The following is a 13,566-nucleotide window of genomic DNA, read 5'->3' as shown; positions in this document are numbered from 1 at the left end:
GATGGTTGTGCGCTTACCCCTGCCTCAGCGACCCAGGCGTCCGCGCACCATACCGACCAGCGAGTTGAGCTCCTCGATGCGCATACGGCGGGCGGCGACGAAGAACACGCCGAGCAGGACGCCTCCGCCGGCCAGCAGCGCGGCGAAGGAACCGACGACACCCTGGCCGAGAGTCTGTGCGATGCCGTAGCAGGCGGCGCCGCTGAGCAGGGCGGCCGGTACGGCGGCGATGCACAGCCGTGCGTACGTCCGCAGCACGCGGGAGCCGTCCAGGTCCCCGCCGAGCCGCTTGCGCAGCCGGTTCCAGGCGACGCCGACACCGATGACGTAGGCCAGACCGTACGAGGCGGCCATGCCGACCACGGCCCAGCGGGCCGGGAGTACGAAGTAGCACGTGGCGGAGGCGACGGCGTTGACGGCCGCCACGATCACCGTGTTGTAGAAGGGGGTTCGCGTGTCCTCGTAGGCGTAGAAGGCGCGCAGGACGACGTACTGCACCGAGTAGGGGATCAGGCCGAGCCCGAAGGCCATCAGCATGAAGCCCATGTTCGTGGCCTCGCTGATGCCCGAGGAGCCGAAGATCAGGGTGCACATCGGGATGCCGAGAGCGATGAAGCCGAAGGCGATGGGCACGATCGCGACGGCTGTGGTGCGTAGACCCTGGGAGATGTCGTCGCGGACGGCACCCGCGTCCTGTTCGGCAGCCGAGCGCGAGATGCGGGGCAGCAGCGCGGCCATGAGGGACACGGTGATGATGGCCTGCGGCAGGCCCCAGATCAGCTGTGCGTTGGCGTAGGCGGCGAAACCGGTGCCCTTGACGCCCGAGTCGATGCCGGCGGCGGTGGACAACTGGGTGACGACCAGTGCGCCCGCCTGGTTGGCCAGGACGAACAGGATCGTCCACTTGGCGAGCATGGCTGCCTTGCCGAGCCCGTGGCCCTTCCAGTCGAAGCGCAGCCGCATCCGGAAGCCGGTCTCGCGCAGGTACGGGATCATCGCGAGGGCCTGGACGACCAGGCCGAGCAGGATGCCGATGCCGAGCAGCCGTTGGCCCTGCGGCGGGATGTTCGTGACGCTCATGTCAGAGTCCGCCGCGGTGCCGTACACCCAGAGGAACATGCCGAGGGTCACGATGATGACGACGTTGTTCAGGACGGGGGTCCACATCATCGCGCCGAACTTCCCGCGCGCGTTGAGGATCTGGCCCATCACCACGTGGACGCCCATGAAGAAGATCGAGGGCAGGAAGTAGCGCGTGAAGGTGACGGCGACCTCGTTGGCCGCGGGGTTGTTGGCGACCGGGTTCGCCAGCATGCGGACCAGGAGCGGCGCGGCGAACATCGCGAGCCCGGTGAGTGCGGCCAGGGCCACCATCACGAGCGTCAGCAGGCGGTTGGCGTACGCCTCGCCGCCGTCGTCGTCCTCCTTCATGGCGCGGACGAGCTGCGGTACGAAGACGGAGTTGAGGCCACCACCGACGGTCAGGATGTAGATCATGGTCGGCAGCTGGTAGGCGACCTGGAAGGAGTCGCCGAGGAAGCCGAGCCCCAGGGCGGACACGATCATCGCCGACCGGATGAACCCTGTCAGCCGCGAGACCATCGTGCCCGCCGCCATCACGGCGCTCGACTTCAGCAGTCCCGAGGCCCGCCCGCTCTTCTTCGAGGAGGGTGCCGGGGCCGCCGGGGTGGCGGTGAGGTTCATCGTCTGGTCGACGCCGGAGGCCGGATCGGCGGGCACCGACGCATGGGCGGCCGCGGAAGCCTGGTACTGCGCCCCCGGAGCCTGTCCGCTCGGGACGTATCCGCCCGGAGCGTGTGCCGGCTCCGGTACCGCGGGCGCACCCATCGGCGGGCGCGCGCCGCCCTGCTGCTGGTCGCGGAAGAGATGGGCGAAGGCGTCCGGCTCGTGGCGCTCCTCGCCGGAGTGCGTGACGAGGTCGTCGACGCCCACGAACTGGGTGGTCCGGGGGTCGTCGCCGTACGGCAGATACTGCGTCGGGCCCTCCGGCTCGGGCGCGGGCGTCTGGGCCCAGACGTGTGGGTCGGGCGCATAGGGGGACTGCTGCGGCGGGCCGTAGAGCGGCTGCTGGGGAGAGTGGGCCCCGGGCGGCGGCGGGGGGTGCGCGGCACGGTCGTAGAGCGCCTCGGCGACCGGATCCTGAGCGGTGAGGTCCTGGGACCTGTAAGGGTCCTGGTCGTAGGCGTCCTGGAGGTACATGTCCGCGGGGTGCTGCGGCGGCACCTGGCCGTGCTCGGGCGGCGGGCCCTCGGGATACCCCGAGCTGCCCGCGGCCTGGCCGCGGTCACCGTCGTACGGCGCGTTCATGGTTACCCCACCTCATCGTTCCGGGCCGACCGGCCACGACATCCTCAACGGTCCACTCTCTCACCCGTCCCGGACGGGCCGGTGCTTTCCGCTGCGGTGTCCGGTGTCCCGTCACTCGGCTGCACCGGGTCGTCTGCCCCGGACCGGGCGTCCGACTCTGCGTCGGGTCCGTTCGCGGAGTCCTGTGTGCTCTCGGACGTTTCGGAGGCCGGGGCCGTCTCGGCGGTGGTGTTGTCCTCGGCCTCCCGGGCCGCGGCGCGCTTGCGCTGGGTGTACATCCGGAAGCCGGCCAGCACGAGCAGCAGGAAACCGCCGCCGATGACGAGCATCACGGTGGCCGTGAACTCGGTGACCTTCACGTCGAAGGTCACCGGCGCGCCGTATGCCCTGCCGTCCTCCGTGTACAGCTGGGCGATGACCGCCGCCTGGCCGTTGGCCTTGGCAGAGGTGGTGAACTTCACCGTCGTGCTGTGCCCACCGGAGACTTCGATGCCCTGCTCGGCATAGGCCTTGCCGTCGATCTCGAGACGGGTCGGATTCGTCGAGGTGAGCCGGAGCACCAGGTGGTCGACACCCTGCACGAGGTTGTTCTGCACGGTCACCGGGATGGTGGCGCTGCGTCCGGAGAGCTTGAGCTCCGACTTCTGGATCAGTTTGACCTGTTCGGTCAGCGTGGTGAGGTAGGTCTGGACGCCCTGGCGGAAGCTGCTCGCCGCGGCCGTCCGACCCCGCCAGGAGGTGGACATCTCGCGGTTGATGGCACGGCCGAAGGGGGTCACCACCCGGGAGGCGTCGGTCAGGACCACCTTGAAGTTGTCGAGCCGGTCCTGCGTGGTCGCGATGTCCACGAAGGCCGACCGCGGCAGCTCCCGCTTGGCGAGCGAGGAGGGGTACGCCGACCGCGACGGCACCTTCGTCGTGGCGCCGGGGTCGGGCTTGGCCGCGGCGGTCGCCGTGAGCTGCTGGGCCTGCGACCAGGTTCCGCCCTGCAGGGCGCTGACCGCTTCCGCCATCGCCTGCGCCTGACCCGCGGTCGGCATGCGCTGGGGGGCGACGACGATGCTGCGCTGCTTGGCCGTCTGGAGATTCAGCGACAGGCTCTGCGCGAGGAACTCCTGCACGGCGCGCGTGGAGGCGGAGGCCGTCGTGAGGTCGCCCTGGAACGCCTCCGACAGCCGGGAGTCCGCGACCACCGCCGTGGTGCCGCCGCCGATGGGGCGGGCCGCGGAGGGGGTGTACGACAGGCCGCCCTTCTCCGTGAGGCTGTCGCTGCGCGCGATCACCTTGTCGGCGCCCGCAGAGGTGGCGACCTTCACGATCGACGGGTCGACAGCACCCTCCACCGGCCAGGCGAAGTCGGTGCTGGGTGTCACATGGAGCACGGTCTCCACCGTGCTGGCGGCGACATCGGTGGCGGCCTTGAGCTGGTTCAGGGAGCCGGTGACGCTGGTGCCGCTGTGCGCGAGGGAGGCCAGGTCGGGGTCGGCGTAGGGCAGGGCGACTACCTGTTTGCCCTGCACGGCCTGCTGAAGTTCGGCGAGCCACTGGCCGGCGACGGCCTGGTGCTCGCCTGCCGTGGTGGTGTCACCGTCGACGATGTCGTACCGCTCGGTCATCGCGTCCACGGAGGCCAGCAGGGCCGGGTCGATCACCCACGTCACGTCAAGGCTCTTGCCGAGGCTCAGGAGCTGGTCGAGGCGGCCGCCGGGAGAGATCTCCGCAGCGAGGTCGTCATTGAGGAACACCGGGGTCTGCTGTTCGTTCGACGCGGTCTCGGCCGTCATATGGACATCCGAGATCAGTGGCCACAGCACGGTCGTACGCGTTCTGGCGGCGGCCTCGTCGGGCTGCCACGGCAGGAACGTCCGCTGGACGCCCAGCACCCGCTCCCACGGCTTCGCGGACGTCTCGCCCGACAGGGCGACGCCCAGCGGGTACACGCCGCCGTCCCCGAGGTCGAGCTCCTCGACCGGTACGGAGATGCTGAACTGCTCGGAGACCCCGGGAGTGAGCTTGGGGAACTCGGCGACGTACTTGTCGCCCACGACGGATCCGGTGGGACTGGAGATGTCGTCCGACCGCGTGGCCGTGCTGTCGATCGCCGAGCGGGTGGTCAGAGCGGATCCCAGACGCAGGTCCACATGAGCGTCCGTGACGGTTTGCTTCCCCTTGTTGGTCACCGTGCCGGAGACGGTCAGCGTGTCACCCTCGGTGGGGACGCTGGGGCTGAGCGAATCCACGGCGACGGTCACCGCGCCCGCGTCGGAGGCTTCTTTGGCGACGGTTGGTTCCGCGGCGTGCGCCGAGGACACGGGCAGCTGGAGCAGCCCGGCCAGCAGAGGCGCCCCCGCGAGCAGTGCTCCGGTGCGCCGCAGCCACCGGCGGGCAGGTGAGGGAGTCATCCCCGGGAAGTCTGCCGCCTCGGCCACGCGCTCGTCCGTCCCTCGTCGTCGTCAGTGGTCGTCGGAATGTGCGTCCACGCATGGTAACGATGCCCGCTGAGAGGAAGTGCCGCGGTCTGCTCCACAAGATCAGCTGCGAGCTCGGCGGTATCCCCTATGTGCGCGCATAAAGAGGCACAGTCGTGTATGTCGCAAATGCAGCCTTATGAGGCTGTCGTGGAGGGGGGCGGTCCGTCCTAATGGGGGCGCCCGCGCCGTGCCGGGCCACGTACCCTCTTCTGTTGTGCCGAACGCCAACGAAGACAGCCTCAGTGCCCTGAGCCAGGTGCAGCACCGCGCGGTGAGTGAACTCCTGCGGGTGGCTCCTGTCGCCGACGACCTAGCCCGCCGATTCCAGGAGGCCGGGTTCTCACTCGCCCTGGTCGGAGGCTCGGTCCGGGACGCGTTGCTCGGCAGGCTCGGCAACGACCTGGACTTCACGACCGACGCCCGCCCAGAGGACGTACTGAAGATCATCCGGCCCTGGGCGGATGCCGTGTGGGAGGTCGGGATTGCCTTCGGCACGGTGGCCGCGCAGAAGGAAGCCCGGGTCGGAGACACTGACCGAAGCTTCCAGATCGAGGTGACCACCTACCGCTCGGAGGCCTACGACCGCACGTCCCGCAAGCCCGAGGTGTCGTACGGCGACTCCATCGAGCAGGACCTGGTCCGGCGGGACTTCACGGTGAACGCGATGGCCGTGGCGCTCCCGGAAAAGGAGTTCATCGACCCCCACGGTGGCCTCGACGACCTCGCCGCACAGGTGCTGCGCACGCCGGGGACGCCCGAGGAGTCCTTCTCGGACGATCCTCTGCGAATGATGCGTGCCGCCCGTTTCGCTGCCCAGCTCGACTTCGAGGTGGCCCCGGAGGTCATCGCGGCGATGACCGGGATGGCCGGACGGCTCGAGATCGTCTCGGCCGAGCGGGTCCGGGACGAGCTCAACAAGCTGATCCTCTCCACGCACCCGCGCAAGGGCCTGACGCTGCTCGTCGACACCGGGCTCGCCGATCACGTGCTGCCGGAGCTGCCCGCCCTGCGGCTGGAGAGCGACGAGCACCACCGGCACAAGGATGTCTACGAGCACACGCTGATCGTGCTGGAGCAGGCGATCGAGCTTGAGGAGGACGGGCCTGACCTCACCCTGCGTCTGGCCGCGCTGCTGCACGACATCGGCAAGCCGCGCACCCGTCGGTTCGAGGAGGACGGCCGGGTCTCCTTCCACCACCACGAGGTGGTCGGCGCGAAGATGACCAAGAAGCGCATGACCGCGCTGAAGTACTCCAACGAACTGGTGAAGGACGTCTCGCGACTGGTCGAACTTCACCTGCGCTTCCACGGCTACGGCACCGGTGAATGGACGGACTCCGCTGTCCGCCGGTACGTCAGGGATGCCGGACCGCTCCTCGAGCGTCTGCACAAGTTGACTCGCTCGGACTGCACGACGCGCAACAAGCGCAGGGCGACCGCGCTCTCGCGTGCGTACGACGGGCTCCAGGAGCGCATCGACGAGCTGAAGGAGCAGGAGGAGCTGGACTCGATCCGCCCGGACCTCGACGGCAACCAGATCATGGAGATCCTGGGTATCGGTCCCGGTCCCGCGGTCGGCAAGGCGTACAAGCACCTGCTGGAGCTGCGGCTGGAGAACGGGCCGATGGGGTACGACGCGGCGGTGGCGGCGCTCCGGGAGTGGTGGGTCAAGCAGGGCTGAGAGTGCGAAGCGGGTCATGTTTCACGTGAAACATGACCCGCTTCGATATGCCAAGGGGCGGTGTTTCACGTGAAACACCGCCCCTTGGCTGCGACTGTCTTACTTCGCGTAGTCCTTCAGGCAGAGCAGGAAGTTACTGCCGTCACCGGTCTCGGTGTACGTGTACTGGAAGTCCTTGGCCTCTGCCGAGCACTTGGTCTCTGCGGAGACCGCGGAGTAGTCGCCCTTGACCTTCGCCAGCACCACGTACTGGGCCTTCGAGGAACTGCACTCGACGATCTCGAGGTCGGGGTCATTGTCATTCGTGCTGCCACGGTGCATGCAGTCGCCGACCGCTGCGGCGCTGGCGTTGTCCTGGCTCGTTATGAAGTAAGCGACACCCACACCGATGACGGCCAGGACGATCACGATGTTCTTGATCAGCTTGAAGCTGATCTTGCGACTGGGCGGCGCCGGGGGGACCGCTCCGTAGGGCGAGGTGGCCTGCTGCGGGAAGCCGGGCTGCGGCGGGTACGGAGCCTGGCCCTGGGGCTGGCCGTAGGGCTGCTGGCCCTGCTGCGCAAACGGATTCTCGCCCTGAGGCGGCGGAGTCGTCACTTGGGGGTCCCCCTAGAGAGCATTAGGTGTGTGACGCGTGAGACGCGAGATAAGACGCACGTAAACTACCGGCCGCCACTGACAACCCTGTAGCCCAGGGGGAGTCTGTGGCATTGATGTGACACTTACTGACGCGTAAATCGGGCCATTGCTACGGAAACCGCCCCGTAGGTAACGGCGACCGTGACCACCAGGGCCGTAGAGCGCCCGTCCGGCGGCAGCATCACGGCGGCCACTCCGGCAGCGCCGACGAAGGCGACGTTGAACAGCACGTCGTAGAGGGAGAAGGTGCGGCCGCGGAACCCGTCTTCCACGGAGGACTGGACGATGGTGTCGGTGGCGATCTTCGCGCCCTGGGTGACGAGCCCCAGGACGAAGGCCGCAGTGAACGCGGCGGCTTCGGTGAACGGGAGCATCAGCGTGAGCTCCAGGACGGCTGCCGAGGCCGAGCAGACCACGATCCAGCGGCCGGGACCCAGTCGCCCGGCCGCCGACGGGGTCACCACGGCCGCCACGAAGAAGCCCAGGCCTGCGATGCCCACCGCCAGCCCGAGCAGGGCCAGCCCCTCCTCGGAGTCGGAGGACCAGGCGTACCGGCAGAGCATCAGCATCATGACCGTGAGGGCGCCGTAGCAGAACCGCATCAGCGTGATCGCGCCGAGCGCCCAGGCGGTCTGCCGGCGACCTGGCTCGGCGAGGTGTCGCAGGCCGGCCGCCAGACCACGGGCCGTGCCCCGGAGAGCCGCTGTGAGGCGGGGCGGGACCCGTTCCCGCTCGGGGCCGAGCAGGTCCACCGCCAGACGCAGGGACACCAGAGCGGCGCACAGGTACAGCGCTGAGCCCAGCAGGACGACGGCGGCGTCGGAGTCCGCGACCAGCAGCCGGACTCCGAAGGCGAGGCCTCCCCCCGCGGTCGCGGCAAGCGTCCCGGCGGTCGGCGAGAGGGAGTTGGCGATGACCAGGCGCTCGGCGTCGACCACTCGTGGCAGAGCAGCCGAGAGGCCGGCGAGGACGAAGCGGTTGACCGCGGTGACGCAGAGGGCGGAGGCGTAGAAGAGCCAGTCCGGAACGCCGCCGATGATCAGGACGGCGGTGACGGACGCCAGCAGGGCGCGCAGGAGGTTTCCGTAGAGGAACACCTGGCGGCGGCGCCAGCGGTCGAGGAGGACGCCGGCGAAGGGGCCCACCAGGGAGTACGGGAGCAGCAGGACCGCCATGGCGGAGGCGATCGCGGTGGCCGAGGTCTGTTTCTCCGGGGAGAAGACGACGTATGCCGCGAGGGCGACCTGGTAGACGCCGTCGGCGCACTGGGAGAGGAGCCGTACGGCGAGCAGGCGCCGGAAATTGCCGAAGCGCAGTAGGACGCGTAGATCGCGGACGACGGCCATGAGGGACAGCCTCACACACGGCGAGGTCCCCGGATCACATGACCCGGGGACCCTCGTCTGCCCTGGCAGGAGCGAATTTTCAGCGCTGCCGGCAACAGCGCGGTGTGCTGTGCCGAGCCGGCACGCGACCCGCTGCGGGGTCCGCGCGCCGTGCTCGGCCGAATCAGCGCTCGACTTCGCCGCGGATGAACTTCTCGACGTTCTCGTAGGCCTCGTCGTCGAAGTACTGGACCGGCGGCGACTTCATGAAGTAGCTCGACGCCGACAGGATCGGGCCGCCGATGCCGCGGTCCTTGGCGATCTTCGCGGCGCGCAGGGCGTCGATGATGACACCCGCCGAGTTCGGGGAGTCCCAGACCTCGAGCTTGTACTCCAGGTTCAGCGGGACGTCACCGAAGGCGCGGCCCTCGAGACGGACGTACGCCCACTTGCGGTCGTCCAGCCAGGCCACGTAGTCGGAAGGACCGATGTGGACGTTCTTCTCGCCCATGTCGCGGTCGGGGATCTGCGAGGTGACGGCCTGCGTCTTCGAGATTTTCTTGGACTCGAGGCGGTCACGCTCCAACATGTTCTTGAAGTCCATGTTGCCGCCGACGTTGAGCTGCATGGTGCGCTCGAGACGGACACCGCGGTCCTCGAACAGCTTCGCCATCACACGGTGGGTGATGGTGGCGCCGACCTGCGACTTGATGTCGTCGCCGATGATCGGAACGCCGGCCTCGGTGAACTTGTCCGCCCAGGACTTGGTGCCGGCGATGAAGACCGGAAGGGCGTTGACGAAGGCGACCTTGGCGTCGATGGCGCACTGGGCGTAGAACTTCGCCGCGTCCTCGGAACCGACGGGCAGGTAGCAGACGAGAACGTCGACCTGCTTGTCCTTGAGGATCTGGACGATGTCGACCGGCTCCTCGGCGGACTCCTCGATGGTCTGGCGGTAGTACTTGCCGAGACCGTCGAGGGTGTGGCCGCGCTGAACCGTGACGCCCTTGTTCGGGACGTCGCAGATCTTGATCGTGTTGTTCTCGCTGGCACCGATGGCGTCGGAGAGGTCGAGGCCGACCTTCTTCGCGTCGACGTCGAAGGCGGCGACGAACTCGACGTCACCGACGTGGTATTCCCCGAACTGCACGTGCATCAGGCCCGGGACCTTGGACGCCGGGTCGGCGTCCTTGTAGTACTCGACGCCCTGCACCAGCGACGCCGCGCAGTTGCCCACGCCGACGATGGCTACGCGAACCGAACCCATTCCGGTTGCTCCCTGTGTGTACGAGTGAGGCCCTGAATGGGCTCTCACGTGGCGGTTTCGCCGGGCGTATCCGTCCCGGGGTTGTCCCCGGGACGGGGCAGGCCGCCCGTCGATCCAGATGTGTTGTTCTGCTGAGCGGACCCCCCGGAGCCGGAACCCTTCAGGTCCCGTCCGGCCCGCTCGCTCTCGATGAGCTCGTTCAGCCAGCGCACTTCGCGCTCCACGGACTCCATTCCATGGCGCTGGAGCTCGAGCGTGTAGTCGTCGAGGCGCTCCCTGGTGCGCGCCAGCGAGGCGCGCATCTTCTCGAGACGCTCCTCCAGGCGGCTGCGGCGGCCCTCCAGGACGCGCATGCGCACATCACGGGAGGTCTGCCCGAAGAAGGCGAAGCGAGCGGCGAAGGTCTCGTCCTCGTACGCGTCCGGGCCCGTCTGGGAGAGCAGCTCCTCGAAGTGCTCCTTACCTTCTGCCGTCAGCCGGTAGACGATCTTGGCGCGGCGTCCGGTGAGAGGGGCGGCGAGGGCGTCCTCTCCGGTGTTCCCCGGTTCCTCGATCAACCAGCCGTTGGCGACGAGCGTCTTGAGGCAGGGATAGAGGGTTCCGTAGCTGAACGCACGGAACACGCCCAGTGACGTATTGAGTCGTTTGCGCAGCTTGTAGCCGTGCATCGGGGACTCGCGGAGCAGGCCGAGGACGGCGAATTCGAGGATCCCGGAACGCCGGCTCATCGTCGCCTCCCCTCTCTTCCGCGCCCCGTGGTGGCGGGCCCGCTGACGGTCTTATGCCGTGCTGATGTATCGACTCGATACATCAGCACGATAGAACGACCTTCGGGCTGGGACAAGGGGGTCGATGGTGAACGGGATCACATCACCGATTCGTTGCAGGCAAGTTGCCTGTTTTGGGGTGAACTTCGGGACTAGGCAGGTTTTGACAGTGCGTAGTCTGTGCGCCATGCAAACCACCGGGACTCGCGTGACGCCGGGGGGCGTCGAGTTCCCCGGTGCGGTACGGGTGAATGCGCCAGCAACCTCATCCGTACTTCGGGGGGACAGGAAACCAGCCGCCGTTTCCAGGCGCGCACGGATGCGCCTGCCCGAGGAGTAGTCGTTCGATGAGCGAGCACCGTCGCAAACCGCCGCAGTCGCAGGAAGGCGGACGTGCCGCGGCCCGACGCGGCCAGTCCGGCTCGTCCTCCGGCCGCCGTGCGGCACCGCGAGGCGCCACCGGGTCTCCTTCCGACTCGTACGGGTCGGGTTTTTACGGGCCTGGAGGCGAGGAGCCGTCGTCCGGTGGCCGTGCCGACGTCCGGCGCGCGGCACAGAGAAGCACGGGTGGCCGACGCAGAGCCGCCGAGCCTGCGGGAGGCCGCCGAGGCGGTCCGTCCGGGCCTCCGGGCCGGGGCGGAGGGCGCCCGGCGCCCGGCAAGAAGCGCCTGATCGACTATCCGCGCGCGGGCAAGTACGGCTGGCAGCGCTGGGTACCGTCCTGGAAGCTCGTCACCGGCCTGTTCGTCGCGTTCATGGGCAGCCTGGTCGCGGTGGCGGGTGTCGGGTACGCCGTCGTCGACATCCCCAAGGTCGACGAGACGGCCGAGGCGCAGAACAACGTCTACTACTGGGCCGACGGCAGCCAGATGGTTGCCACCGGTGGTGAGACGAACCGCCAGATCATCGGTCTCTCACAGATCCCCGAGGCGATGCGCTGGGCGGTGATCTCGCAGGAGAACAAGACGTTCTACGACGACAGCGGCATCGACCCCAAGGGCATCGCGCGCGCGGTGTTCAACATGGCGCGGGGCGGACAGACGCAGGGTGGCTCGACCATCACGCAGCAGTACGTCAAGAACGCCATGCTGAACGACCAGTCCCAGACGATCTCCCGGAAGTTCAAGGAGATCTTCGTCTCGATCAAGGTCGGGGCTGAGCAGGACAAGGACGACATCATCGAGGGCTATCTGAACTCGGCGTACTACGGGCGCAACGCCTACGGCATTCAGGCGGCCGCCCGCGCGTACTTCGACAAGGACGCCATCGACCTCAACGAGGGTGAGTGTGCCTTCCTGGCCGCCACGCTGAAGGGCGCCACCTACTACGACCCGGCAGGGGCCCGCTCCATCGACCCGACCGGGGCGACGCCGGAGGCCAACAGCAAGCGCGCTCTGAACCAGATGCAGGACACCCTCGACAAGATGGTCGAGTACGAGCACCTGGACGCCGCGACTCGCGCCAAGTACACCCAGCTGCCCGCGTGGAAGAACCCGCGCTCGAACACCCAGCTGAGCGGCCAGGTCGGCTACCTCGTCGACCTCGCCAACAGCTATGTGATCACCAACGGCAAGGAAACCGGGATCACCCAGGACAAGCTTCAGCAGGGTGGCTACTCGATCTACACGACCTTCGACAAGAACAAGGTCAAGCAGCTCACGACGGCGGTCTCGAAGGTCCAGAAGGCCAACATCAAGCCGGAGGAACGTCCCGAGGACACGCACGTCCAGTTCGGCGGGGCATCCGTGAACCCGGCGACCGGTGCCATCGAGGCGATCTACGGCGGTGAGGACGCGACCAAGCACTTCACCAACAACGCCGACCAGACCGGTGCCCAGGTGGGTTCGACGTTCAAGCCGTTCGTCCTCGCGGCGGCGATGACCTGGGGCGTCCGTGACAAGGACCTGGGGTCGTCGCAGGCCCAGGACGAACGCACCATCGTCTCCCCCAAGAGCCTGTTCAGCGGCAAGAACAAGCTCAAGATCAAGGAGTACGACGGAAGGATCTGGAAGAACGAGAAGGGCGAGGAGTGGCTGCAGACCAATGACGGCCAGGCCGACTACGGCAGCCCGCCCAACTACAAGATCGACCTGCGTGAGGCGATGCGCGAGTCGGTGAACTCAGCCTTTGTCCAGCTGGGCATGGATGTCGGCCTGGACAAGGTGAAGGAGGCCGCCACCAGCGCCGGCGTCAAGGAGAGCAGCCTCACCGGCGCCGGCTTCCCGTCGTTCTCGATCGGCATCTCCGACCCGAGCGCGATCCGGATGGCGGGCTCCTACGCCACCTTCGCGGCGAGCGGCAAGCAGCGTGACCCCTACTCGGTCCAGAAGGTCACGAGCCAGGAGGGCGTGATCTACACGCACAAGACCGAGACCGAGCAGGGATTCACTTCGGCGGTCGCCGACAACGTCACAGACGTTCTGAAGACCGTGGTCGAGAAGGGAACGGGTACCGCCGCGCAGCTGCCCGGTCGTGAGGTGGCCGGCAAGACCGGTACCACCGACGGCAACAAGTCGGCCTGGTTCGTCGGCTACACGCCGCAGCTGTCGACCGCGATCACCATGTTCCGGTACGACGACGACGAGACCAAGAAGAACCGCACCTTCCTGGAGATGTTCGGAACGGGTGGCCAGAAGAAGATCCACGGTGCCTCGTTCCCGGCGGAGATCTGGCACGACTACATGGCCGAGGCCATGAAGAACCTGCCGAAGAAGAGCTTCCCGGAGCCTGTGCCCATCGGTGAGGTCGTCAACGAGGACCCGCTCCCGTCGCCCAGCCCGTCGGTCTCGGAGAGCGAAGAGGAGACAAGCCCCTCGCCGTCCCCGAGCCCCAGCAAGACGGAGACCGAGCCGTCCCCCTCCCCGTCCGATACCTGCAACAGCTTCTTCGGCTGCCAGGACGACGCCGGCGGTGTGAACGGCGGAGGCGACAACGGCGGCACCGGTGAGGCGAGTCCCTCGCCATCTCCCAGCGACACCGAGGGTGACAGCAAGGGCAACGGCAACGGCGGGAACTTCTTCGGAGGATCAAGCGGTTAGTCGTGCAATTGCCCCGCACGGGCGTTTCACGTGAAACATGCGGATGTTTC

8 protein-coding genes are annotated in these 13,566 nt (G+C 67.9%); 2 read left to right on the top strand and 6 right to left on the bottom strand.

Annotation, left to right across the window (positions count from 1 at the left end):
- Positions 1-24: 24 nt before the first annotated feature.
- Both murJ and BZL64_RS06485 read right to left on the bottom strand, forming a co-directional pair.
- Positions 25-2,328: a murein biosynthesis integral membrane protein MurJ gene (murJ, locus tag BZL64_RS06490; protein WP_086767040.1), complete on the bottom strand. Its 2,304-nt coding sequence runs from the start codon at positions 2,326-2,328 to the stop codon at positions 25-27.
- Between the two features lie 44 nt (positions 2,329-2,372).
- Positions 2,373-4,757 carry a DUF6049 family protein gene (locus tag BZL64_RS06485; protein WP_086767038.1) on the bottom strand — a complete coding sequence of 795 codons (2,385 nt, stop codon included), beginning with the start codon at positions 4,755-4,757 and terminating at the stop codon, positions 2,373-2,375.
- A gap of 256 nt (positions 4,758-5,013) precedes the next feature.
- On the opposite strand from BZL64_RS06485, the gene BZL64_RS06480 reads away from it, so the two are divergent.
- A complete protein-coding gene (locus tag BZL64_RS06480) occupies positions 5,014-6,480 on the top strand; it encodes a CCA tRNA nucleotidyltransferase (RefSeq protein ID WP_086767036.1) in 1,467 nt (488 codons plus the stop codon).
- A gap of 99 nt (positions 6,481-6,579) precedes the next feature.
- Here BZL64_RS06480 and BZL64_RS06475 read toward each other — a convergent pair whose 3' ends face one another.
- The 4 genes from BZL64_RS06475 to BZL64_RS06460 all read right to left on the bottom strand — a co-directional run bounded on the left by BZL64_RS06475 (position 6,580) and on the right by BZL64_RS06460 (position 10,439).
- Positions 6,580-7,077: an LppU/SCO3897 family protein gene (locus BZL64_RS06475; protein WP_086767034.1), complete on the bottom strand. Its 498-nt coding sequence runs from the start codon at positions 7,075-7,077 to the stop codon at positions 6,580-6,582.
- A 125-nt stretch (positions 7,078-7,202) separates the two neighbouring features.
- On the bottom strand, positions 7,203-8,465 hold the full coding sequence (locus tag BZL64_RS06470; protein WP_086767031.1) for an MFS transporter: 1,263 nt from the start codon (positions 8,463-8,465) through the stop codon (positions 7,203-7,205).
- Positions 8,466-8,628: 163 nt separating this feature from the next.
- Entirely contained in the window at positions 8,629-9,711 is a 1,083-nt protein-coding gene (locus BZL64_RS06465; RefSeq protein ID WP_086767029.1) for an inositol-3-phosphate synthase, read from the bottom strand.
- A 44-nt stretch (positions 9,712-9,755) separates the two neighbouring features.
- A complete protein-coding gene (locus BZL64_RS06460; RefSeq protein WP_086767027.1) occupies positions 9,756-10,439 on the bottom strand; it encodes a PadR family transcriptional regulator in 684 nt (227 codons plus the stop codon).
- A 386-nt stretch (positions 10,440-10,825) separates the two neighbouring features.
- Between BZL64_RS06460 and BZL64_RS06455 the strand changes: the two genes are divergently transcribed.
- Positions 10,826-13,516, top strand: coding sequence for a transglycosylase domain-containing protein (locus BZL64_RS06455; RefSeq protein ID WP_208639379.1), 2,691 nt, complete (start codon positions 10,826-10,828; stop codon positions 13,514-13,516).
- Positions 13,517-13,566: the final 50 nt, after the last annotated feature.

Source organism: Streptomyces bobili (genome assembly GCF_002154575.1).
Lineage (GTDB): Bacteria > Actinomycetota > Actinomycetes > Streptomycetales > Streptomycetaceae > Streptomyces > Streptomyces bobili.
The sequence above is the reverse complement of the archived record's forward strand: the minus strand, read 5'-3'. Positions and strand labels throughout refer to the sequence as shown.

Bases quoted from the DNA above. Each gene is read 5' to 3' on its own strand.
- BZL64_RS06465 (WP_086767029.1), bottom strand. From the start codon at position 9,711: ATGGGTTCGGTTCGCGTAGCCATCGTCGGCGTGGGCAACTGCGCGGCG.
- murJ (WP_086767040.1), bottom strand. From the start codon at position 2,328: ATGAACGCGCCGTACGACGGTGACCGCGGCCAGGCCGCGGGCAGCTCG.
- BZL64_RS06460 (WP_086767027.1), bottom strand. From the start codon at position 10,439: ATGAGCCGGCGTTCCGGGATCCTCGAATTCGCCGTCCTCGGCCTGCTC.
- BZL64_RS06455 (WP_208639379.1), top strand. From the start codon at position 10,826: ATGAGCGAGCACCGTCGCAAACCGCCGCAGTCGCAGGAAGGCGGACGT.
- BZL64_RS06470 (WP_086767031.1), bottom strand. From the start codon at position 8,465: ATGGCCGTCGTCCGCGATCTACGCGTCCTACTGCGCTTCGGCAATTTC.